The sequence below is a fragment of the Rhizobium sp. TBD182 genome, assembly GCF_001950375.1.
In the GTDB taxonomy this organism is placed as follows: Bacteria; Pseudomonadota; Alphaproteobacteria; order Rhizobiales; family Rhizobiaceae; genus Agrobacterium; species Agrobacterium tumefaciens.
Map to the genome: position 1 here is coordinate 171,629 of NZ_BDLN01000003.1, position 20,675 is coordinate 192,303.

20 protein-coding genes are annotated in these 20,675 nt (G+C 59.7%); 9 read left to right on the forward strand and 11 right to left on the reverse strand.

Annotated features, from left to right (window positions below; genetic code table 11):
• The first annotated feature begins 3 nt into the window (after window positions 1-3).
• The 5 genes from T18_RS13090 to T18_RS13110 are packed head-to-tail and all read left to right on the forward strand — an operon-like array spanning window position 4 to window position 5,239.
• Window positions 4-945 (forward strand): carbohydrate ABC transporter permease, encoded by a 942-nt coding sequence (locus T18_RS13090; protein WP_004431252.1) that lies wholly within the window; start codon window positions 4-6, stop codon window positions 943-945.
• Entirely contained in the window at window positions 942-1,784 is an 843-nt protein-coding gene (locus T18_RS13095; RefSeq protein WP_013761103.1) for a carbohydrate ABC transporter permease, read from the forward strand. The genes T18_RS13090 and T18_RS13095 overlap by 4 nt, the downstream gene beginning before the upstream one ends.
• 4 nt (window positions 1,785-1,788) lie before the next feature.
• On the forward strand, window positions 1,789-3,303 hold the full coding sequence (gene argH, locus T18_RS13100; RefSeq protein WP_013761104.1) for an argininosuccinate lyase: 1,515 nt from the start codon (window positions 1,789-1,791) through the stop codon (window positions 3,301-3,303).
• Complete coding sequence (locus T18_RS13105) at window positions 3,303-4,343, forward strand: ABC transporter ATP-binding protein (protein ID WP_038495377.1); 1,041 nt, start codon at window positions 3,303-3,305, stop codon at window positions 4,341-4,343. Before argH ends, T18_RS13105 begins: the two co-directional genes overlap by 1 nt.
• On the forward strand, window positions 4,340-5,239 hold the full coding sequence (locus T18_RS13110) for a carbohydrate kinase family protein (RefSeq protein WP_414896156.1): 900 nt from the start codon (window positions 4,340-4,342) through the stop codon (window positions 5,237-5,239). The genes T18_RS13105 and T18_RS13110 overlap by 4 nt, the downstream gene beginning before the upstream one ends.
• Window positions 5,240-5,251: 12 nt before the next feature.
• Here the strand turns inward: T18_RS13110 and betC are convergent, their stop codons facing one another.
• Entirely contained in the window at window positions 5,252-6,766 is a 1,515-nt protein-coding gene (betC, locus tag T18_RS13115; RefSeq protein WP_038495375.1) for a choline-sulfatase, read from the reverse strand.
• Between the two features lie 14 nt (window positions 6,767-6,780).
• Window positions 6,781-7,734 (reverse strand): choline ABC transporter substrate-binding protein, encoded by a 954-nt coding sequence (choX, locus tag T18_RS13120; RefSeq protein ID WP_038495372.1) that lies wholly within the window; start codon window positions 7,732-7,734, stop codon window positions 6,781-6,783.
• A gap of 94 nt (window positions 7,735-7,828) precedes the next feature.
• On the opposite strand from choX, the gene T18_RS13125 reads away from it, so the two are divergent.
• Window positions 7,829-8,725, forward strand: a complete 897-nt coding sequence (locus T18_RS13125; protein WP_038495369.1) for a choline sulfate utilization transcriptional regulator — start codon at window positions 7,829-7,831, stop codon at window positions 8,723-8,725.
• 30 nt (window positions 8,726-8,755) lie between these two features.
• Here the strand turns inward: T18_RS13125 and T18_RS13130 are convergent, their stop codons facing one another.
• Window positions 8,756-10,207, reverse strand: coding sequence for an aldehyde dehydrogenase (locus T18_RS13130; RefSeq protein WP_038495366.1), 1,452 nt, complete (start codon window positions 10,205-10,207; stop codon window positions 8,756-8,758).
• A 16-nt stretch (window positions 10,208-10,223) separates the two neighbouring features.
• Window positions 10,224-10,421: a hypothetical protein gene (locus T18_RS13135; protein ID WP_038495363.1), complete on the reverse strand. Its 198-nt coding sequence runs from the start codon at window positions 10,419-10,421 to the stop codon at window positions 10,224-10,226.
• A gap of 132 nt (window positions 10,422-10,553) precedes the next feature.
• Here T18_RS13135 and T18_RS13140 point away from each other — a divergent pair, with 132 nt between their 5' ends.
• A complete protein-coding gene (locus T18_RS13140) occupies window positions 10,554-11,429 on the forward strand; it encodes a helix-turn-helix transcriptional regulator (protein ID WP_038495360.1) in 876 nt (291 codons plus the stop codon).
• An 87-nt stretch (window positions 11,430-11,516) separates the two neighbouring features.
• Here the strand turns inward: T18_RS13140 and T18_RS13145 are convergent, their stop codons facing one another.
• Complete coding sequence (locus T18_RS13145) at window positions 11,517-12,260, reverse strand: SDR family NAD(P)-dependent oxidoreductase (protein ID WP_038495357.1); 744 nt, start codon at window positions 12,258-12,260, stop codon at window positions 11,517-11,519.
• Window positions 12,261-12,286: 26 nt separating this feature from the next.
• Entirely contained in the window at window positions 12,287-12,676 is a 390-nt protein-coding gene (locus T18_RS13150; protein ID WP_173865421.1) for a DoxX family protein, read from the reverse strand.
• Between the two features lie 153 nt (window positions 12,677-12,829).
• Here T18_RS13150 and T18_RS13155 point away from each other — a divergent pair, with 153 nt between their 5' ends.
• Window positions 12,830-13,213 (forward strand): winged helix-turn-helix transcriptional regulator, encoded by a 384-nt coding sequence (locus T18_RS13155; RefSeq protein ID WP_038495352.1) that lies wholly within the window; start codon window positions 12,830-12,832, stop codon window positions 13,211-13,213.
• Window positions 13,214-13,218: 5 nt separating this feature from the next.
• Here T18_RS13155 and T18_RS13160 read toward each other — a convergent pair whose 3' ends face one another.
• From T18_RS13160 to T18_RS13175, 4 genes are read right to left on the reverse strand one after another with little or no spacing between them, the layout of a single operon-like run.
• The gene (locus T18_RS13160; RefSeq protein WP_038495350.1) at window positions 13,219-14,031 is read right to left on the reverse strand and encodes an ABC transporter ATP-binding protein; all 813 of its coding nucleotides are present in this window, start codon (window positions 14,029-14,031) and stop codon (window positions 13,219-13,221) included.
• A complete protein-coding gene (locus T18_RS13165; protein ID WP_038495349.1) occupies window positions 14,028-15,062 on the reverse strand; it encodes a FecCD family ABC transporter permease in 1,035 nt (344 codons plus the stop codon). The genes T18_RS13160 and T18_RS13165 overlap by 4 nt, the downstream gene beginning before the upstream one ends.
• A gap of 2 nt (window positions 15,063-15,064) precedes the next feature.
• Entirely contained in the window at window positions 15,065-16,108 is a 1,044-nt protein-coding gene (locus T18_RS13170; RefSeq protein WP_038495347.1) for a FecCD family ABC transporter permease, read from the reverse strand.
• Window positions 16,105-17,115 carry an iron-siderophore ABC transporter substrate-binding protein gene (locus T18_RS13175; RefSeq protein WP_038495344.1) on the reverse strand — a complete coding sequence of 337 codons (1,011 nt, stop codon included), beginning with the start codon at window positions 17,113-17,115 and terminating at the stop codon, window positions 16,105-16,107. Before T18_RS13175 ends, T18_RS13170 begins: the two co-directional genes overlap by 4 nt.
• 222 nt (window positions 17,116-17,337) lie before the next feature.
• On the opposite strand from T18_RS13175, the gene T18_RS13180 reads away from it, so the two are divergent.
• Window positions 17,338-19,458, forward strand: coding sequence for a TonB-dependent siderophore receptor (locus tag T18_RS13180; RefSeq protein WP_038495341.1), 2,121 nt, complete (start codon window positions 17,338-17,340; stop codon window positions 19,456-19,458).
• A 131-nt stretch (window positions 19,459-19,589) separates the two neighbouring features.
• On the opposite strand, the gene T18_RS13185 is transcribed toward T18_RS13180, so the two are convergent.
• A complete protein-coding gene (locus tag T18_RS13185) occupies window positions 19,590-20,483 on the reverse strand; it encodes a helix-turn-helix domain-containing protein (protein ID WP_198848188.1) in 894 nt (297 codons plus the stop codon).
• Between the last annotated feature and the right edge of the window lie 192 nt (window positions 20,484-20,675).

Consider the following 20,675-nt stretch of genomic DNA (forward strand, 5'->3'; position numbering starts at 1 on the left):
ATCATGACAGCGATCGATCAACAGGGGGCGGCATCCGGCCGTCCCGGCGGCTCCTTCGGGGATCGCTTTTCCATGCGCACGAAGCGGCTTGTGTGGATCTGGAGCTTTCTTGCTATCCCGATCCTGTTTTACAGCATCATCCGTTTTTACCCGACGTTGCAGGCCTTCTGGTTGTCCTTTACCAACTGGGACCTGCTGCGCCCGGCAAAGTTCATCGGCGTTGCCAATTACGTCAAGCTGTTCAAGGATCCGCAATTCTGGAAGGTTTTCAAGAACACCTTCACCTATCTCATTGTCGGCACGCCCATCAGTCTGGTTCTGGCTTTCGTCATCGCCTTTTATCTGGATCGGGTGCGCATCCTGCACGGTTTCATCCGCGCGCTTTATTTCCTGCCCTATCTGACAACGGCAGCGGCAATGGCATGGGTCTGGCGCTGGTTCTATCAGCCGCCGCCGATCGGCATCATCAACGACGTGCTTGGCATGATCGGAATTCCGCAGCAGCCATTCATCCGTTCCACCGATCAGGCGCTTTATTCGGTCATGGTGACGTCCATCTGGGCCGGGCTTGGTTTCCAGATCATCATCTTCATGGCGGGCCTGCGCTCCATTCCGACGACATTTTATGAGGCCGCGCGCATCGACGGACTTGGCGAATGGGCGATCCTTCGAAAGATCACGCTGCCGCTCCTGAAACCAACCACCGTTTTCCTGGTCGTCTTCTCCTCAATCGGGTTCCTGCGCATTTTCGATCAGGTCTACAACATGACCACCAACGATCCGGGCGGACCGCTCGGCTCAACCAAACCGCTGGTGCTGATGATCTACCAGACCGCGTTCAATTCCTATGCGATGGGTTATGCCGCCGCGCAGACCGTTGTCCTGTTCACCATTCTTCTTGTCGTGTCGCTGGTCCAGCTCTGGGTTCTGAGGGAAAAGAAATGAGCGAAGCGTTGCCACTCTCCCACGCCCGCGTCCGCCCCGGCCGCATCCTTGCCTGGACGCTGCTGTTCATCGGCGGCCTGATCATGATTTCGCCGCTGCTCTTCATGTTTTCGACCTCGTTCAAGACCGCGGATCAGGTCTATGATCTCAGGCTCATTCCCGCAGCACCGACGCTTGCGAATTACATGACTGTCTTGGCCGACGGCCGTTTCCTCCGCTGGTTCTTCAACTCGATGTTCGTTGCGGTCATCGTCACCGTCTCCAACTGCTTCTTCGACAGTCTGGTCGGTTATACGCTGGCCAAATTCGAGTTTCGCGGTCGCTACTTCATCTTCCTCGCGATCCTTTCCACGCTGATGATTCCGACCGAAATGCTTGTTATCCCCTGGTATCTGATGTCCAGCCAGCTTGGCTGGCTCGACAGCTACTGGGGCATCATGTTCCCGGGAATGATGACGGCCTTCGGCACCTTCCTGATGAAGCAGTTCTTCGAGACGGTTCCGAACGACTTCCTGGAGGCAGCGCGTGTCGACGGGCTGAACGAATTCCAGATCTGGTGGAAGGTAGCCCTGCCGCTGGTGACGCCTGCCCTTTCGGCGCTTGCAATCTTCACCTTCCTCGGCAACTGGACAGCATTCTTCTGGCCCCTGATCGTGACTACCAGCAAGGAGCTGTACACGCTGCCCGTCGGCCTATCGAGCTTTGCGGTGGAACAGCAGATCCAGTGGGAAATGATCATGACCGGCGCTGCCATTGCGACCATCCCAACCCTTATCGTCTTCATCGTCCTGCAACGCTACATCGTTCGCGGTGTGATGCTGGCAGGCCTGAAAGGATAACACCATGGCCGATATGAACCCGCGCCTGTCGGATACCAGCAAGTTTCCCGACCCAGTTTACAAGGAAACCGTGCTGCGTCCGCTTTTCGATGGCGCCAAGAACCACCATGTCGACGGTTTCCGCCGCATCGACCGCGCCCATCTGGTCATGCTGCGCGAGACCGGCATTCTCGATGCGGACACGGCAGCAAAAATCGCCGGAGCGCTTGATGACATCGACAGGACCATCAATCCGTCGGAGCTGGTCTATACCGGCGAGGTCGAGGATTTCTTCTTCCTGATCGAAAAGGAGCTGAAAGCCCGCATCGGTGTCGATGTGGCAGGCCGCCTGCACACGGCACGCTCGCGCAACGACATCGATCACACGCTTTTCAAAATCGGCCTGAAAGACAAGATCGACACGCTCACTGCCAAGGCGCGGCTTCTGCTGGCCGCCCTGATCGACGCCGCCGAGCGCAATGAGAAGACGTTGATCGTCGCCTATACGCACGGACAACCGGCCCAGCCCACCACCTTCGGCCACTATCTTTCCGCCGCCATCGAAGTGCTGATCCGGGATATTGACCGCTTCACTGAGGCCCGGCGCATCGTCGATCTCTCACCCATGGGCGCTGCGGCCATCACCACGTCTGGCTTTCCCATCGACCGGGCACGTGTCGCCGAACTTCTCGGCTTTGCGGCACCCTTGCGCAATTCCTATTCCTGCATCGCCGCCGTCGACTATACAACAGCGACCTATGGCGCCATCGAATTGATGTTCCTGCATCTCGGCAGGCTCATTCAGGACTTCCAGTTCTGGACGAGCTTCGAAGTCGGGCAGATCTACGTACCGAATTCGCTGGTGCAGATTTCGTCGATCATGCCGCAGAAACGAAACCCGGTCCCGATCGAACATCTGCGCCACCTCGCTAGCCAGACATTCGGGCGGGCACGGACCATGCTCGACGTGATGCACAACACGCCCTTCACCGACATGAACGACAGCGAGGGCGAAACCCAGGGCATGGGTTACGAAGCCTTCGCCTCTGCCGGCCGGGTGCTCGATCTCCTTGCCAGCCTCGTCGGCAAGATCAGTATCGATCCGGAAAGGGTCGACCAGAATATTCGCCGTTCCTGCATCACCATCACGGAACTGGCAGATTCTCTTGTCCGCATCGAAGACCTGTCATTCCGCCAGGCCCATGAAATTGCCGCAACCGTCGCCAAAAGCGTTGTCGCGCTGAAGGGCGACCTGCCGAACGACGGTTACCAGCCGTTCCGCAGGGCGTTCGAGGAACTGGCAGGACGCGAGACCAGTGTCGATGAGGAAAAGTTTAGGCAGATCGTCTCGCCTGAGCACTTTGTCGCCGTGCGCAGCCGCTTCGGCGGCCCTGCCCCGGAGCCGATGCGCGAGGCGATTGCGGCCTATCGCGACAAACTTGCTGCGTTTGAAGCAGAAGCACAGCGATCCACCGACTACGAAGCGGCAAAAGCTGCTGAGCTTGCAGAGAAATTTACCGCCCTGACGGGAGCGCGATAATGGCGACAATCGAACTCAATCAACTCGTAAAGCGCTACGGCAAGGTGGAGGCAGTCAAAGGCATCGACCTTGCCATTGAAGACGGCGAATTCGTCGTATTCGTCGGCCCTTCCGGCTGCGGCAAATCCACGACACTCAGAATGATCGCGGGTCTGGAAGAGATTTCGGGCGGAACGCTGAAAATTGCCGGAAACGTCGTCAACGAGAAAGAACCGAAACAGCGCAACATCGCCATGGTCTTCCAGAACTATGCGATCTACCCGCATATGACGGTTCGCCAGAACATCGGCTTCGGGCTCTATACCTCAAAGCTCGACAAGGCGGAAAAGAACCGGCGTATCGAAGAGGCCGGTCGGGTGCTCGGACTTGAGGCATTGCTCGACCGTCGGCCCGCGGCTTTGTCAGGCGGACAGAGGCAGCGCGTCGCCATCGGCCGCGCCATGGTGCGCGATCCCTCAGCCTTCCTTTTCGATGAGCCGCTGTCCAATCTCGACGCCCAGTTGAGATCGCAGATGCGCATTGAAATCAAGCGCTTGCACCAACGTCTTAAGACAACCACCGTCTACGTCACTCACGATCAGGTGGAAGCCATGACGATGGCCGACCGGATTGTCGTGATGAAGGACGGCCATATCCTCCAGGTCGGCACGCCCTCGGAACTTTACGAGACGCCGGTGGACGTCTTCACTGCGCGTTTCATCGGCAGCCCATCGATGAACCTGCTGCGGGGCAAAAGAACGACGAACAGCGTTACACAGTCTGCCGATGGCGATCTGCTGATTGGCATTCGCCCCCATGATCTGCTGGTTGGAGAAGGCGAGGCAACTCAAGGGTCTTTCTCGCTGGAGGGAACAGTGACAGCCGTGGAGCCGCTCGGCCCGGAAACGCTGGTTCATCTGGACACGCCCACGACCTCGGTCATCGCGACAGCAAGGGGCAAGGCCATTCCCCAGGTGGGTAGCCGCTTGCAATGCGAGACGCAGGCAGGCGCGCTCTATCTTTTCGATGCCAAGACGGAAGAGCTTCTGGGCCGCGCATGATGAGGACAGACACGGAAAAGTCAGCGGTCATCAGTATCGGCCGAATCTATTGCGACCTCATTTTCACCGGGCTTGACGAATTGCCGGTGCTCGGACGGGAGCTGTTTGCCAGCGACATGGAAATCGCCGCCGGTGGCGGGGCTTTCATTGCGGCTGCGCATTTCGCCCATATCGGTCGCACGGCCACGCTGCTGGCAAGGCTCGGCACCGACACCTTCTCACGCGCCATCGGCGAGAAAATGCAGCAAAGCGGTGTAGACCTGCAATTTCTGGAACACTCGGCAGATGCGGGCCCGCAGGTCACCGTCGCGACGGTGGTTGGCCATGACAGGGCGTTTTTGACACGGCGCGCCGGTATCGCCCGGCCATCGACCCTTGATGCCGCATTTTCGTGGAACGGGGCCTGCCATCTGCACATCGCAGAATTCGCCACACTGCACGAAATCCCCGATCTCGTCGCCCGCGCCAGGGACAGCGGACTGTCCGTCTCGCTCGATCCCAGCTGGGATGCCTCGCTGATTTACGACAAGGGCCTGCTCAAGGCGTGTGATGGCGTCGACGTATTCTTGCCCAACCTCGAAGAAGCCGAGGCGATCACAGGCCATTCTGACCCTGAGTCGGCGGCCAGAGCCTTGTCGGGGTCGTTTCCTGTCGTCGCCCTGAAAGGCGGCGCGGAGGGCGCCTGGGTGTCCTCGCAAACAGGCCTACACCATGAGGCGGCGAAGAAGGTACCCGTCGTCGACACGACGGGCGCGGGTGATGCCTTCAATGCCGGTTTCATCGATGCCTGGCTTCGGCGGGCGGACGAGAAGCTATGCCTTGAGGCAGGCGTTGCGGCGGGTAGCCTTGCCGTGCAGGCCACTGGCGGCGCGCCGAGAACGACGGCCGCCGCATAATCCCTGCCAGCGTTATTCCCCGCGTGGAAAACGCTGGTTTTCCTCCAGCACGTTCAAATCCATGTGGTTGCGCATGTAGCGTTCCGAGGCTTTCTGCAACGGCTGATAATCCCACGGGAAATAGGCGCCGTTTCGCAGCGCCTTGTAGACCACCCAGCGCCGCGCCTGACTTTCCCGCACCGATGCGTCGAAAACGGGCAGCTGCCAGCGTCGGCCGATTTCAGCCGAAAGCGATGACAGCACATCAGCGAATTCAGGATTGCCGGCAAGGTTTATCCGCTCTTCAGGATCCGTCTCGAGGTCGTAGAGCAACGGCGGATCCGCTTCGCAGACTGAGAGCTTGTAACGGCCATCCCTGATAGCGACCAGTGGCGTGATCGAACCTTCGGCGGCATATTCCATCGGCACCGGCCCGCGCTCGCCTGTTCCCGCAGCCAAAGCCGCAAGGTCTTCGCCATCCGTCCAGCGTTTCAGTGAGGTAATATCGAGGCCTGCCAGACCGCACAGCGTCGGTGTGACATCCAGCGTCGAAACCGGCGCGTCGATAAGCGCCGGTTTCCAGCCGGGTGCTGCGATCATCAAGGGCACGCGGGCCGAACCCTCGAAAAAGCACATCTTGAACCACAGGCCGCGCTCGCCCAGCATATCGCCATGGTCGGAGAGGAACAGGATGATCGTGTCCTCCTCCATCCGGGTCGCCTTCAATACGTCGAGAATTTCGCCGACCTTCTCATCGATATAGGAGATATTGGCGAAATAACCGCGCCGCGCCCGGCGTATCTCGTCGGGTGAAATATCGAAGGCCTGATGATCACAGGCTTCCAGCAACCGTTTTGAATGCGGATCCTGCTGCTCGAAGGGAAGCGCCCGTATCTGCGGATCGAGTGCCGGGCAATCCTCATAGAGATCCCAGAATTTCCGCCGTGCCACATACGGGTCATGCGGATGGGTGAAGCTGACGGTCAGGCACCACGGGCGGTCGTCGAGCCGGCGCGACAGATCGTAGAGCTTGCGGGTTGCGTGATAGGCAACCTCATCGTCATATTCCATCTGATTGGTGATTTCGGCAACGCCCGCGCCGGTGACCGAACCGAGATTGTGATACCACCAGTCGATCCGCTCGCCCGGCTTGGTATAATCAGGCGTCCAGCCGAAATCCGCCGGATAAATATCCGTCGTCAGACGCTCTTCGAAGCCGTGCAGCTGGTCCGGTCCGACAAAATGCATCTTTCCGGAAAGGCCGGTGTAATAACCAGCTGCCCGCAGATGATGCGCATAGGTCGGAATATCCGACGCGAATTCGGCGGCATTATCGTAAACCCGCGTCCGGCTGGGCAATTGACCGGACATGAACGAAGCCCGGGCCGGCGCGCAAAGCGGACTTGCCGTATAGGTATTGGCGAAACGGACAGACCGCTCCGCCAACGCTTTCAGATGTGGCGCGTGGAGAAAATCGGCCGGGCCATCGGGAAAAAACGTCCCGTTGAACTGGTCGGCCATCAGTATCAGGATATTGGGACGCGGCATTTCACCCTACAGTCTCAGAGGCCAAGCTTGCCTTTGACGGCATCCGCACCCGGCTTGCCATCCAGCGTGGTAACGCCCTGCAGCCAGCCATCCAGCGATGTCGGATTGGCCTTCAGCCACGTCGCTGCCGCCGCCTTGGAATCCTCGCCACCAAGAATGGAACCCATCAGGGCATTTTCCATGCCGATATCGAATTTGAGGTTCTTGAAAAGCGTCGCCGCATTCGGGCATTGCCGCGGCCAGCCGGTACGGGCAAGCGTATAGACCTCGGCACCGCCGAAATTCGGGCCGAAATAGGCGTCACCGCCGGAGAGATAGGCGATATCGATCTTCTCGTTCATCGGGTGCGGCGCCCATGCTAGGAAGACGACCGCCTTTTTGTCTTTTCCGGCCCGTTCCACCTGCGCCAGCATCGCCTGCTCGCCGGATTCGACAAGCTGCCAGCCCTTCAGGCCGAAATCATTGGCATCGATAATCTTCTGAATGTTCTGGTTGGCGGGTGCGCCCGGCTCGATGCCGTAAATCTTGCTTTCAAATTCGTCAGCGTGTTTGGCAAGATCCGAAAAATCCTTCACGCCCTTTTCGGCCATATAGGAAGGCACTGCCAGGGTGAACTTGGCGCCTTCAAGGTTTTTCGTCATCACGTCGGCCGCCTTGGCGGCGTTGAGGTCGTCAACGAAGGATTTCTGGGCGGGCATCCAGTTGCCGAGAAAGACGTCGATCTCGCCGTTTTTCATGGCCTGATAGCCGATCGGCACCGACAGCGTCTTGACGTCGGCCTCATACCCCAAAGCATCGAGCAGAACCGAGGCGACGCCATTGGTGGCGGTGATGTCGGTCCAGCCGGGATCGCTGAGGCGAATGGTCTTGCAGGCCGCATCATCAGCGGCATAAAGCGGGGTGGAGAAGGCCGCCACGGACAAAAACAGACCGGCGGCGATGCGGTGCATGCGAGAAACGGTTTTCATTGCGGCTCCCCTTTTATTAGTCCAGTTTATTGAACACCACATTGTTTTTGCCTGTGAAGCGGGTATTTTTCGATGACTGATATAAGGAATTTCTATGACAGAGCGGCCGCTCGATCTTGGATGGATGCGCATTTTTACCGAGGTCGCCCGGCGCGGCAGCCTGACGGCAGCGGCGGCGTCCCTGCGGCTGACCCAGCCAGCTGTCAGCTATCAGATCCGCCGGCTGGAAGACGATATGGGCGTTGCACTGGTGCGGCGTAAACATCGCGGCATCGAGTTGACGGCCGAGGGGCTAAAGCTGTTCGAGATTGTCTCACGCAATGTCGATGCCATCGACCTTCTGGCCCAGCAACTTCGCAGAACGGAGGAGCGGCAGACAATCCGCCTGCACACGGACTATGCCTTCTCCTCTCTCTGGCTCATCCCACGCATGCATGGTTTTCGCGCGCTCAATCCTGACATCAACATCCAGATCGTCGCCACGCAGGATCCGCTCGGACAGGGCAAACACGACAGCGACGTGATGATCATCTTCGGCACGCGGCAGGATGCCGGCGACGGCGCGGTGCTGCTGCTTTCGGAGAAGGTCACGCCCGTCTGTTCGCCGGCGCTTTTGGCGGAGCAGTCGGCACCCGAAACAGTGGCTGATTTTTCGCGGCTGAAACTCATCCACCTCGAAAACACCTCACAGGCGCACTGGTTCGACTGGGCGTCCTATTTCAAGCATTTCGGCGTGCTGAGAGGCGCGGAAAACGAAAGCGGAGACATCAGTTTCAACAATTACACCATGGTGGTTCAGGCAACGATCGGCGAACAGGGTTTTGCCCTCGGCTGGGCGGGACTGGTCGATCCGCTGGTCGAGGCAGGCGTCCTGGTGACCGCAGGCCCGAGTCTGGATGCGCCGGGTCGCGGCTACTGGTTGCTGAGGCCGAAAAGCAGCGACAGTGCGGTCAGAAAACTCACCGGCTGGCTGATCGACGAGAAGCGTTGACGTGACCAGCCAGCCGGTGATGCTTCCGGCTTAAATCGGGTAATGCAACGGTCCGTCCTGCAGCGTGACCCATCGCAGTTCGGTGAATTCCGCAATGCCCGCCGTGCCGCCGAAACGGCCGTAACCGGAGGCCTTCACCCCACCGAATGGCATCTGCGCCTCGTCGTGAACGGTGGGTCCGTTGATGTGGCAAATGCCGCTTTCGATGCGTCCGGCTACCGCGAGTGCTTTTGCCTGATCCCTGCCGAAAACAGCAGCGGAAAGACCAAACTCGGTTTCGTTGGCGATACTGACTGCCTCATCGACGCTGCCGGCGCGAATGATGGAAACGACCGGGCCGAAGCTTTCTTCGGAATAGAGCCGCATCGCAGAGGTCACGCCATCGACGGCAAGCGCATCCAGCATGGTACCATTGCCGCCTCCGCCGGCCACAAGGCGTGCGCCTTTGGCAACGGCGTCATCCACCAGCGCCCGGATGCGGGACGCGGCCTCGGCGCTGACCAAGGAGCCAAGCGGCATTTTTCCCTCGCGAGGGTCTCCAGCCTTCAGGCTCGCCGCTTTTTTGGCAAAGGCCTCGACAAAGGTGTCGGCCACGCTGTCGAGTACGATGATGCGTTCCGTCGACATGCAGATCTGGCCCTGGTTCATGTAAGCGCCAAAGGCGGCCGCAGCCACTGCCGCATCGATATCGGCATCATCAAGCACGATGAAGGGTGCCTTGCCGCCAAGCTCCAGAAGCGCTGGCTTCAGGTAACGGCCCGCCGTTTCCGCAATGACACGACCGACGCGGGTCGAACCGGTGAAATTCACCCTTCTGACAGCCGGATGGGCGATCAGTGTTTCAACGATTTTCGCCGCATCTTCCGGCGCATTGGAGACGGCATTCAGCACCCCTTTCGGCAGACCTGCCGAAGCGACGGCCTCGATGATCAGCGCATGGGTGCGCGGGCAAAGCTCCGAGGTCTTCATCACCACGGTGTTGCCACAGGCAAGTGGCGTGGCGATGGAGCGTACGCCGAGAATGACCGGTGCATTCCATGGCGCGATGGACAGAACCACGCCTGCCGGCTGGCGAAGTGCCATCGCCGTGGTTCCCGGGCGGTTGGAGGGAATTATTTCACCCTTTATCTGGGTCGTCAGGCTGGCCGCCTCGACCAGCATGTCGCTGGCCAGCATCACGTTGAAACCGGCCCAGGCATCCGTCGCGCCAATCTCCTCTTTCATCGCCAGCGTAATCTGCGGCCCGGCATCGCGGAGCGCCTGCGCCGCGGCAAGAAGCAGGCGACGGCGTTCGCCGGGCGGCGTTGCCGACCAGACGGGAAAGGCTGCGGCTGCGGCATCGGCGGCACGTGTGGCATCCTCAGGCGTTGCCGCCGCCGCACTGGTTGCCAGGTCCCCGGTAATCGGATTGTTGCGCTCGAAACGCTTGCCGTTTGCGGCCGGGCAATGGTCGCCACCGATGAAAAGATTGACAGTCTGCATGGTCTTCCTCCTGAATTCAGAAAATGGTGGCGGCGGCACCGCCGAAAAACGCCCGTTGCAAGGTGGGACGGGAGGAAAGGGCTGCTGCCTTCCCCGCCCCTGCGATCCTTCCGGCTTCCAGCAGATAATCGCGATCGACAAGGGCAAAGCTTCCGCGAACACCCTGTTGCGCCAGCGCAAGGCAGGACAGCGTTCTGCGCTTCATACCATTCATGATTTTCCTCCAACGGCGCAGTAGCGGGATTGCCGTTCTCCTCAAGGCTTCCCTGCGCTGATGGAAGTTTAGCAACGACAGGCGCATATAAAATGCACTAATGTAATACATTATTGTACTTTTGGAGGGTGAATGCCGCATCACGGCCAGATAGCTGCTAACAGGATCGAAACGACGGCGCGCATGCTGACTTCGTCCCTGCGCGTGTCGGAGTTCAAGCTGGAACAGGGCGCAGCCCATCTTGTCCTCGTCTCAGCCGGTGAAGCGGAGATCATCCAGGGCGAAAAGACAGTTGTGGTTACCGCGCCGGGGCTGGCCTGGCTGCCTGCCTCCGGCCCCGCTGGCCGCCTGCGGCTGAATGCCGGAAGCCGCGGATCACTGCTGAAAACGACCGAAATCGGCCTTGCGCATGCCATGCCAACCGGAACGAGCGCAATCATGGTGCGCAGCACATTGCAGCGCGTTCTGATCCGGACGCTGGCTGAAAAAGACAGCCTAGAACTGGCGGGTTATCTCGACACCATCGCGGATGAGAATTTCCGGTCATCGACAGGATCGGATACGATCATCGCCAGCCTGTTATCCGTCACCCTTATCCGCATCTGCCAGCATGCCATGGCCGACGTCGCGGGCGCGGCTTCCACCGCAGGCAGCCTTACGGAGCGGTTTGTGCTACTTGTCAGTCAGCACAAACGCGACCAATGGGGCGTGGAAGACTATGCGGGTCAACTCGGCGTCAACCGTGAACGTCTTGGATTTGTGGTGCGCAAGGCAACGGGGCTTTCACCACAGGCCTATATTCACCGCGAACTGCTTTCCGAAGCGCGCGACCTTCTTCTCAACTCTTCACTGCAAGTCGCTGAAATTGCGTTTCGATTGGGATTTCAGGATCCTGGGTATTTCAACCGCTTCTTCACCCGCAATGAAGGCACGTCTCCCGGCCGTTTCCGGCGAACGGCGGTGCGCATACAGAACGTAGCACCGCCGTCCTATGCCGCATGGCCTTGAGTTCTGCCCGGCAGGTGCAAATCAGGAGCGGCAGAAGAGACAACGGAGCGAAGTGCCGGCCTGTTTGCCCGGCACTCCAACGGGGCGTTAGCGGGCGCTGTCGATAATCTGGCCGCCGTCGGGGGTCAAGCTCGAGCCTGTAATGAACCTCGAATCGCTGCTTGCGAGGAAAAGAGCGACCGGAGCGACATCCTCTTCAGGGGAACCGTAACGACCAAGGGCATTCGTGGGAGCAGGAGCGTCGACGCCCGCACCCCAGGTGTCGGCAACGGGAAGCAGGTTGTTCACGGTGATATTGTCAGGACCCCATTCGCGCGCAGCAGATCTCGTCAGGGCGCGGACGGCCTCCTTGGCAAGGTTGTAAGGTCCATACGGCGACATGCCGAGAATACCGGCCAGCGACGCGAAATTAATGATCCGGCCCTCGCCACTGGCCTTCAAGTACGGATAACAAGCCTGCATCGTGAGAAGATAGGCGATCGGCCCCATATCGAGGTTTCGTTGAAGTTGCTCGACGGTGAGCTCAATGATCGGGGAGTGGACGACAGTCGGGTCGAACGCGACGTTCACGAGAATGTCGATGCCGCCAAATGCCTCCGCTGCCTCAGCCACAGCCCGGGTGATCTGTTGGCCATCGCCAAGATCACAGACGATGCCGAGCGCGGTGCCACCACTGGATTGTATCTGACTGACGACCGCGTTCACATTTGCAGGCGTCAAGGACAATACCACGACCTTGGCGCCCTCCCTTGCAAAGAGTTCTGCCGTCGCACGGCCAATCCCTCTGCCTGCGCCCGCCACGATGGCTACTTTTCCGGTCAGTTTTCCCATTTTGATTTCCTTTCGTGATGAATGCGTCAGAGCTGCCGTGCAAGGGCATAGGGGGATGGGACTTCGCGTGCAGCGTTCTGCATGGCGAAGGAAACGACGAGCAGCCCGAGGCCGATGGCGGCAGGCAGTGCGCCGGCAGGTTTGCGGACGCCGATATGTGCAAGGCCGGACAGCAGCAGGTGAAACAGTACCCCCGCATACGCCAGATCGCTGATGGCGACGTTGAACCGCGCAAGGATGGCGATGACGGCGGCGATCTTCACCGCCGTCAGAAGAGGCACGAGGTAGGCAGGGTAACCGAAGCCGGTTATCGTCTCCGTGACCCAGTCGGATTTGACGACGTAGGTGACTGCCGACGCCAGATAGAGCAGGACGAGAAGGGTTGTTGCGACCCAGTAGATGTAGAATGAAGACATGGGATATCCATTGCCGCCGAATGTCTTCGGCAGCTTGATTTGTTCAATATTTTCGCTGTTCCGGAACAGCTTGCGGCTCATGATCCGGCGTTCACATGGAAAATGTGCTATTGAATGAATATGCGCAAGTAGGATGAATTTGGTGTGGTAAGTATGAAAAACCAGACTAATGGCGGTGAAACCATTAACATGCACGAGGAAATGCGTCGCGCTTTCGCGCTGCTTTCCGGCAAGTGGAAGCTCGAAATCATGTGGCTTCTCAACCAACGGATCTATCGTTTCAACGAGCTACGCAAAGCCATTCCCGGCATCACACAGCACATGTTGACCTCTCAATTGCGTGAGCTCGAGGCTGATGGACTGGTCTCTCGCACCGTCTTTGCAGAGGTTCCGCCACGCGTGGAATATGAAATTACGGCAAAGGCGAAAGGACTTGGCCCGACCATGGAGGCATTGATGGCATGGTGGAACGAGTACGGCGCGAGCGTTCCGGTTAAAACCACCACCCGTGGACGCAGACGGTCACCGCAAAAATAGATGGATTATTGCGGCCGTTGAGCCGCCGTCCTGTGCCGCCCGATCGGCAGCATCATTGGTTTGCCCGACGTCGGGTCTTCGATGACACGGCTTTCTATGCCGAAGACGTGCCGCACGTTTTCTTCCGTCAGCACCTCCTCCGGCGTGCCGCAGATATGCAGCTTCCCACCGGTCATGGCGACCAGATGATCAGCGTAGCGCGCCGCGAGATTGAGATCGTGCAGCACCATGACGATGGTGGTCTGACGGGCATGGTTGAGGTCCGTCAGAAGATCCAGCACTTCCACCTGATGGCTGATGTCGAGGAAGGTGGTGGGTTCGTCGAGCAGCAATATCTCGGTCTCCTGGGCGAGCGCCATGGCGATCCATACGCGTTGCCGTTGCCCGCCGGAGAGTTCATCCACCGGCCGCTCGGCAAGTTCGACCGTATCGGTGGCGACGAGGGCTGCGGCCACGGCCTCATCATCCTGGCGCGACCACCGCGCGAAAAGGCCGTGATGCGGGTGCCGGCCGCGGCTGACCAGATCGGCAACGACGATGCCCTCGGGCGCAATGGGTGACTGCGGCAAAAGACCCATCCGTCTTGCAAGTTCGCGCGAAGGAAGACGGTGGATCGACTTTCCGTCGAGCAGGACCTGCCCGGCGCGGGGAGAGATAAGCCGCGACATGCTGCGAAGAAGCGTGGACTTGCCGCAGGCATTGGCGCCGACGATGACGGTCATCTGGCCGCGCGGAACGACAAGATCCAGCCCTTCGATGATGAGGCTATCACCGTATCCGGCCGAAAGACGGTTCACGGAAAGGGAGTGGCTGGTCATAACGAGCCTCCGCTGCGGTTTACCCGCACGATAAGGTAGATCAGATAGGGCGCGCCGAGCGCGCCGGTGACGACGCCGACCGGGTAACGGCCCGGCAGCAGGAACTGGCCGCAATAATCGCCCACCAGCACCAAGGCTGCCCCAACGAGCGCAGCCGGAATGAGCAGCGACCCATTGCTGCCAACGATGCGCGCGGCAATCGGCCCGGACAGAAAGGCGACGAAAGCAATCGGGCCTGAAACTGCCGTGGCAAAGGCGATCATGCCGACGGCGGCGATGATGACGACGATGCGCGTTCTCCCCACCTGGACCCCAAGCGCCGCGGCCGTATCATCGCCAAGCCTCAATGCCTCGAGATCGCGCGCGCGACTGAGTAGCAGGCCGCCAAAGAGGATGAGCGCAACGAAGAGCGGCAGCGTCTGGGCAAGTTTTGCGCCGTTGACGCTGCCCGTCAGCCAGCGCATCGCCTCCTGCAGCGTCCAGGCCGGTGCAACGGACAGGATATAGGCGATGAAACTTTCGAGCATGGCCGAAACGCCGATGCCGACAAGGATCAGCCGCGTTCCGGCAACCCCGTTGCGGAAGGACAGCAGATAGACCAGCAATGCGACGCCAAGCCCGGCGACGACGGCGAAAACCGAAACGAGCGGTCCACTCAGATGCAGGACGACGATGGCAAACACCGCTGCCACGCTTGCGCCGGAACTGATGCCGATAATGTCAGGGCTGGCAAGCGGGTTGCGCAGCATGATCTGGAAGGCGACACCACCCAGCCCGAAGCTCAGTCCCGCGAGAACGGAGAGCAGCGCGCGTGGAAGGCGCAACTGTCCGACCGTGAAAGTGACGCCGGCAATGTCCTCTCCGAGCAGCACCCGCAGGACGGCGGCGGGCGGCGTGAAGGATTGTCCCAGCATCAGCGTCAATGCCAAAACCGCGATCAAAAGAGCTGAAAGGGCTGCTATGACAAGGCGACGCCGGCGCTGGCGGTCGTGACGATTGGAAACCAATGTTTCCATGACGGACGTGTGCATGTTCACAGTTCGCGTACCCGCTGACGTCTGACGATCCAGATGAAGAAAGGTGCGCCGACAAGGGCGGTGACAATACCTACATCGAGTTCGGACGGCCGCGCCACGATGCGCCCGACAATGTCGGCCGCAAGCAGCAGACAGGCGCCGCCGAGCGCGGAAAACGGCAGAAGCCAGCGATTGTCGACGCCAACGAGCAGGCGGCAGAGATGCGGAACGACCAGCCCAACGAAACCGATTGGCCCGCAGATGGCAGTCGCCGCGCCGCAGAGGAGGATAGCTCCAAAGGATGCAATGGCTCTCGCGACCACGACATTCTCGCCAAGACCGGCGGCCAACTCATCACCAAGCGCCAGAGAATTCAGCTTGCGTGCCGAAAGAAGGCTGATGGCAAAACCGGCGGCGAGAAACGGCAGCACGGTCTCAATCCGGTCAAAGGTCGCACCACCGACACCGCCGATCTGCCAGGAACGGATGCCACCGGCAATATCGCTGCGCGGCAGCACGACGGCAATGACGAGCGAGGAGAAGGCGACAGAGGTGGCGGCACCGGCCAGAGCGAGTTTCAGCGGCGTGGCCCCACCCCGTCCGAGCGAGCCGACGACATAAACGAAAACCGCAGCTGCACCTGCCCCGACAATCGCCGTGATGATAAAGGCCTGCGCCGAGGCAATGCCGAACCAGACGATGGCGATAACGACGGCAAGTGATGCGCCCATATTGACGCCAAGAATACCGGGATCGGCAAGCGGATTGCGCGTAACGCCCTGCATGATGGCGCCAGCGAGCCCGAGCGCTGCCCCGGACAGCAGGGCAAGCAGCGTTCGCGGCAGGCGAACCGCAACAGCCGCTTCCGCCACCGTCTCCACGCGACCGGCAAGCGCTGCCGTGATGTCAGCGAACGTGACGTCACGGGTGCCAATCGCGACGGAAAGCGCACATAGCAGCGCCAGAAGCGCCAGCACGGCGCTGAGCCATGCGGTCCGGATGCGGTTGGAGCGGCCACCTGGCAGCACGGCCGGACCTTTGGCAGGCCCTTCAATTGTCATTTCACTTTACCGGAGGACTTATCCGCTGCTTTCGCCAGAAGATCGGCGTAATCCTTTAAAACCCAGGAAATCGACAGCGGTGTGGGATTGGATGCGGTGCCGAGCGGATCACGCCCCAGCATGACGATTGCGTCATGGGCAACGGCGGGCATGCGGGCAAGCAGCGGATCGGCCCGCATCGCCTTGAGCAATGGCTGGCTACCATAGGTCACGACGATATCGACATCGTCAAAGGCATCGACTCGCTCTGCGCTGACGCCGGCGGCGAATTGCCCCGGTTTCGTCGCCTCCGCGACGCTCTTCGGCGAGGTCAGCCCAAGATCGGTGAAAAATTTCACCCGGCTGTCATTGGCGGTATAAAAATTGACGACACTGAGATTGGTGGCGTCGAGATGGGTGACGAACATCGCCGACTTGCCCTTCAGCTGCGGATGACCGGCAACCACCTGCGCGATCTCACCCTCGATGCGTTTGATCAGCGCCTCACCTTCCGCCGCCATGCCAAGCCCGGCACTGTTCAGCCGGATCATCTCGCGCCAGTCGGTTGCCCACGGTGACACGGGATAGGCAACGACCGGTGCGATCTGGCTTAGCGTATCGTAGTCGGACTGGCTGAGGCCGGAATAGGCGGCGAGGATGACATCCGGCTGCGTTGCCGCCACGGCCTCGAAATCGATACCATCACCCTCATCAAACAGAACAGGCTTTGCAGCACCCAATTCAGAAAGCTGCTTCGCCACCCACGGCAGCAATCCATCACCGTCATCATCGCCGAAATTGGCAGCGGCAAAACCGACGGGCACGATGCCGAGCGCCAGCGGCACCTCGTGGTTTGCCCAGGCGACGGTCGCGACACGCTGAGGCTTCCTCGCAATCGTGGTCGTGCCGAAGGCGTGTTTGATGACGACGGGATAGCGCGTCGCCTCTTCCGCCGAAGCAATGGCTGGCGCGATCATCGACAGGAAAAACACGAATGCCGGCGCGAGGCAGCGAAACAGGAAAAGCATGGGCGAAGCTCTCAACGGTTCAAAAGTGGACTTGAACTCTCAGCTTCACATGCCCCCGTCAACCCCGGTGAGGAAATGCCGCCACAACAGTGGTGAAATTTCCGGGGTTTTGTACAAAACCGCAAAAAGTTACAATACCGGACAAACTTTCTCAAGTTATTGGGCGCTTCGAGAGCGGGCCGTGGAAGCGGCGATTGGGGCATCAACTTCTGGAATTTAGCAATGAACACTGAAATGAATGGCGTCAACGGCAGGACCGCGCGACTGCGCTATGGGCAGGCAGCCCTTCTTGCCTGCACGGCGCTTGTGACGGTACTGCCCGCTCGTTCGCTGGCGCAGGAGGCCGCCAAAACGGGCGGAAGCACGGTTCTCGAGCGCATCACCATCGACAGCGGTGACAATGACCAGAAGTCGATCGTCGCCACCCGCACCACAAGCGGAAGCAAGATGGCAACCGACATTCTCGATACGCCGGCCGCCGTTTCGGTCATCACCGCCAAGGAAATGCAGCAGCGTGGCGTGCAGACCGTGGAAGAAGCCTTGCAATACACGGCAGGTGTGACCACGGATTTCTACGGCTCGGACGACCGTTTCGACTATTTCAAGATTCGCGGTTTCGACGCCTACACCTATCGCGACGGGCTGACGCTCGGCCGTCCCTTCGGCGCGCTGCGCGAAGAGACCTATGCCTATGAGCGCGTGGAAGTCCTGAAGGGCGGCAATTCCACGACCTTTGGCGTATCCGATCCCGGCGGTTCGGTGAACTACTCGACCAAGGTTCCCAAACGCAGCCGCTTTGGTGAGGCCTATGTGACAGGCGGTTCCTATAGCCGCGCTGAAACCGGCTTCGATTTCGGTGACAACATCACCAGCGACGACACCCTGTCATACCGCCTGACCGGCAAGCTCAGAAATGCCGACGCGGAATATGACTATTCCCGCGATGATGAAAAATTCTTCATGGGCGGCCTGACATGGCGGCCCACCGATGCCACCAGCCTCACCGTCGTTTACGATCATCTCAACAAGGACGGCGTTCCCGGCGGCGGCGGCCATCCGGTCGGCTCGCATTTCGACAGAAGCCGTTTCTTCGGTGAACCGGACTATAATTACCGCGGCACCAACCGCAATTCGCTGAGCGTGATGTTCGACCATGATTTCGGCTCTGGCCTGACGCTGAGTTCGAACGCGCGCTACAGCAAGGCAAATACCGATTTCGGTTATGCGTATATCTCGTCCACACCGACCAATGGCTCGACCATCGCCAACCGTTCCTATTTCGGCAACGAGACCGAAACCGAGAATTTCCTGATCGACACCCGGCTGCAATATGACGCGACGTTCGAAAGCGTCGAAAGCCGCAGCCTTGTCGGCGTTTTTTATAACGACTACTCGTCCGGCAGCAAAAGCTACTTCGGTTCTGCGCCAGGCATCAACTGGCTGAACCCGGTCTATACCGGTGCGCCCGCTTCGGTGCCGCTCTACGCCAGCTCGCTGACGGATCAAAAGACAAGGGCAATCTACCTCCAGCAGGACCTGACCTTCTTCGACAGGCTGACCGTCAGCGCCGGTCTGCGCAATGACTGGATCGACACCGACCAGACCAACAGGCTGAACGGCACGACGGCAAGCGGCGATATCAGCGAACTGATAAAGCGCATCGGCCTGTCTTACAAGGTCACGAACGAGATCGCGCCCTACATCAGCTACGCAGAATCCGTGGTGCCGGCCTCGGGCCTGACCGTGGAGCCCGAACGCGGCGAGCAGATCGAGCTTGGCGTGAAGTATCGCCCGGATGCCTTCCCTGCCCTGTTCACGGCATCGATCTACGACCTCAAGAAGAACAATATTACCGTCACCAGCCCGATCACCAGCCTGCCCACCACCATCGGCGAGGTGCGCGTGCGTGGTCTCGACCTCGAGGCCAAGGCGGAGGTTACCGACGAGCTGAGCCTGACGGCGGCCTATTCCTATCTCAACGCGGAAATCACCGAAAACGGCATCGCTGGCAATGTCGGCAACCGCCCGCAATTCGTGCCTGAACATCAGGCCTCGCTTTGGGTAAACTACACGCTGGCTGGCAACGACAAACGCGGTGACATGACCTTCGGGCTCGGCGGACGCTTCACTGGCGCGTATTATTTTGATGATACGAACAAGGTTTCGACCGGCAGCAGCGTGACCATGGACGCAGCGTTCAGCTACAAAATCCAGGAAACCACCTCGCTGGAGGTGAATGTCTCCAACCTCTTCAACGAGAAGCACGTCTCTTATGGCGGTTTCGGCGCAGACTTTTACAACCCCGGCCGAGCGTTCTCGGCTACGCTGCGCAAGACGTGGTGAGGGTAAGTATATCCCTACTTTTCAACATACTACGTAACCATCCTAACGTTCAACGTCATCCCCTGGGGTGACGTGGAACGAAGCTCGAGGCATGCGCCGAACCCGCTCCGCATAGACGGCAAGGCGACCATTCAAAGCAGCCTGTGCATGCGCCGCCAGGCGGCTGGCGTATTGCCCACGGACTGGCGGAAGGCTTTGGTCAAATGGGCCTGATCGGAAAAGCCGAGCTGGGCGGCGATATCGGCCACCGTCAGATCGCCTTCGAGCAACAGTTTCTGAGCAAGGCTTATCCGCCGCTCCAATTGCCATTGCAGCGGCGTCTGGCCCGTTGTCTGGCGGAACACGGTTGCGAACCAGCTTTCCGAAAGCCCGACGATGTCGGCCATTTCTGCAACCGTCATGCGGTCGTCGCCGCGGCTTTCGACACGGAAAAGCAGCTTGTTCATCTGCGCCTGCGTCAGCCTGCCATTTACCTGTTCCGGCGAAGATCCGGGAATATCGAGAAGACCGGCAACGATGCTGCCAACAAGGCTTTCCGCATAGACCGCATGTTTCGAAGGCTCGGCGAGTTCATCGACAAGCAGTCCAGCCAGTGTTTCGACAGAGCCGATATCCTGTATCTCGACCGGGCGGCGCAAGGCTGTCATCGCCGCCGAACTGCCGACCGATGGCGACAGGAAACGCAGCAGACGGTCCTTGTGGATATGCAGATTGAGATGCGAAAACCGGTGCGTAGCATTGCTGCTCGTCCACATCGGAACACCGGCCGGCACATAGACCGCCCGCGTCATGGGGCGGGAATGCTGCGTGAACTCGCCGTCGCGGTTGGAAATGCTGATGCGCGACGAGACATCGTTGAAAAATATCATGATACGTGGATCGGCGGCCAGGTAATAACCCTTCGCGCCCATCTGGCTCTCTGCCTCCCAGAAAGCGCTGACGAGCCCGTCCAGCTGGCGCCATTTAACCGGCGCAGTGACGCTGATCCCTTCCGTGTGCCAGGTCATGGAGTGCCAGAAACTCAATGCGGGTACCGTTCAGTTGTCGAGCCGAGGTTGTAAGACATGCGCGTCACGATAACAGCGCCGCACGCTCCACCATATGAGGCCGCAATAACATGACTTATCAATTCATGTTAATAGCAAAGATGGTTGTAATGCAAAACATTGCTGTGCTGGCAGACGATCCCGCTCCAATGTGAGCCTTGGAACCTCTGC

What these genes read in the sequence shown, in the direction of transcription:
- T18_RS13095 (WP_013761103.1), top strand. Translation starts at nt 942, where the DNA reads ATGAGCGAAGCGTTGCCACTCTCCCACGCCCGCGTCCGCCCCGGCCGC.
- T18_RS13140 (WP_038495360.1), top strand. Translation starts at nt 10,554, where the DNA reads ATGCCGCATCACGGCCAGATAGCTGCTAACAGGATCGAAACGACGGCG.
- choX (WP_038495372.1), bottom strand. Translation starts at nt 7,734, where the DNA reads ATGAAAACCGTTTCTCGCATGCACCGCATCGCCGCCGGTCTGTTTTTG.
- T18_RS13180 (WP_038495341.1), top strand. Translation starts at nt 17,338, where the DNA reads ATGAACACTGAAATGAATGGCGTCAACGGCAGGACCGCGCGACTGCGC.
- betC (WP_038495375.1), bottom strand. Translation starts at nt 6,766, where the DNA reads ATGCCGCGTCCCAATATCCTGATACTGATGGCCGACCAGTTCAACGGG.
- T18_RS13165 (WP_038495349.1), bottom strand. Translation starts at nt 15,062, where the DNA reads ATGCACACGTCCGTCATGGAAACATTGGTTTCCAATCGTCACGACCGC.
- T18_RS13105 (WP_038495377.1), top strand. Translation starts at nt 3,303, where the DNA reads ATGGCGACAATCGAACTCAATCAACTCGTAAAGCGCTACGGCAAGGTG.
- T18_RS13135 (WP_038495363.1), bottom strand. Translation starts at nt 10,421, where the DNA reads ATGAATGGTATGAAGCGCAGAACGCTGTCCTGCCTTGCGCTGGCGCAA.
- argH (WP_013761104.1), top strand. Translation starts at nt 1,789, where the DNA reads ATGGCCGATATGAACCCGCGCCTGTCGGATACCAGCAAGTTTCCCGAC.
- T18_RS13130 (WP_038495366.1), bottom strand. Translation starts at nt 10,207, where the DNA reads ATGCAGACTGTCAATCTTTTCATCGGTGGCGACCATTGCCCGGCCGCA.
- T18_RS13110 (WP_414896156.1), top strand. Translation starts at nt 4,340, where the DNA reads ATGATGAGGACAGACACGGAAAAGTCAGCGGTCATCAGTATCGGCCGA.
- T18_RS13175 (WP_038495344.1), bottom strand. Translation starts at nt 17,115, where the DNA reads ATGCTTTTCCTGTTTCGCTGCCTCGCGCCGGCATTCGTGTTTTTCCTG.
- T18_RS13125 (WP_038495369.1), top strand. Translation starts at nt 7,829, where the DNA reads ATGACAGAGCGGCCGCTCGATCTTGGATGGATGCGCATTTTTACCGAG.
- T18_RS13150 (WP_173865421.1), bottom strand. Translation starts at nt 12,676, where the DNA reads ATGTCTTCATTCTACATCTACTGGGTCGCAACAACCCTTCTCGTCCTG.
- T18_RS13155 (WP_038495352.1), top strand. Translation starts at nt 12,830, where the DNA reads ATGAAAAACCAGACTAATGGCGGTGAAACCATTAACATGCACGAGGAA.
- T18_RS13145 (WP_038495357.1), bottom strand. Translation starts at nt 12,260, where the DNA reads ATGGGAAAACTGACCGGAAAAGTAGCCATCGTGGCGGGCGCAGGCAGA.
- T18_RS13160 (WP_038495350.1), bottom strand. Translation starts at nt 14,031, where the DNA reads ATGACCAGCCACTCCCTTTCCGTGAACCGTCTTTCGGCCGGATACGGT.
- T18_RS13170 (WP_038495347.1), bottom strand. Translation starts at nt 16,108, where the DNA reads ATGACAATTGAAGGGCCTGCCAAAGGTCCGGCCGTGCTGCCAGGTGGC.
- T18_RS13090 (WP_004431252.1), top strand. Translation starts at nt 4, where the DNA reads ATGACAGCGATCGATCAACAGGGGGCGGCATCCGGCCGTCCCGGCGGC.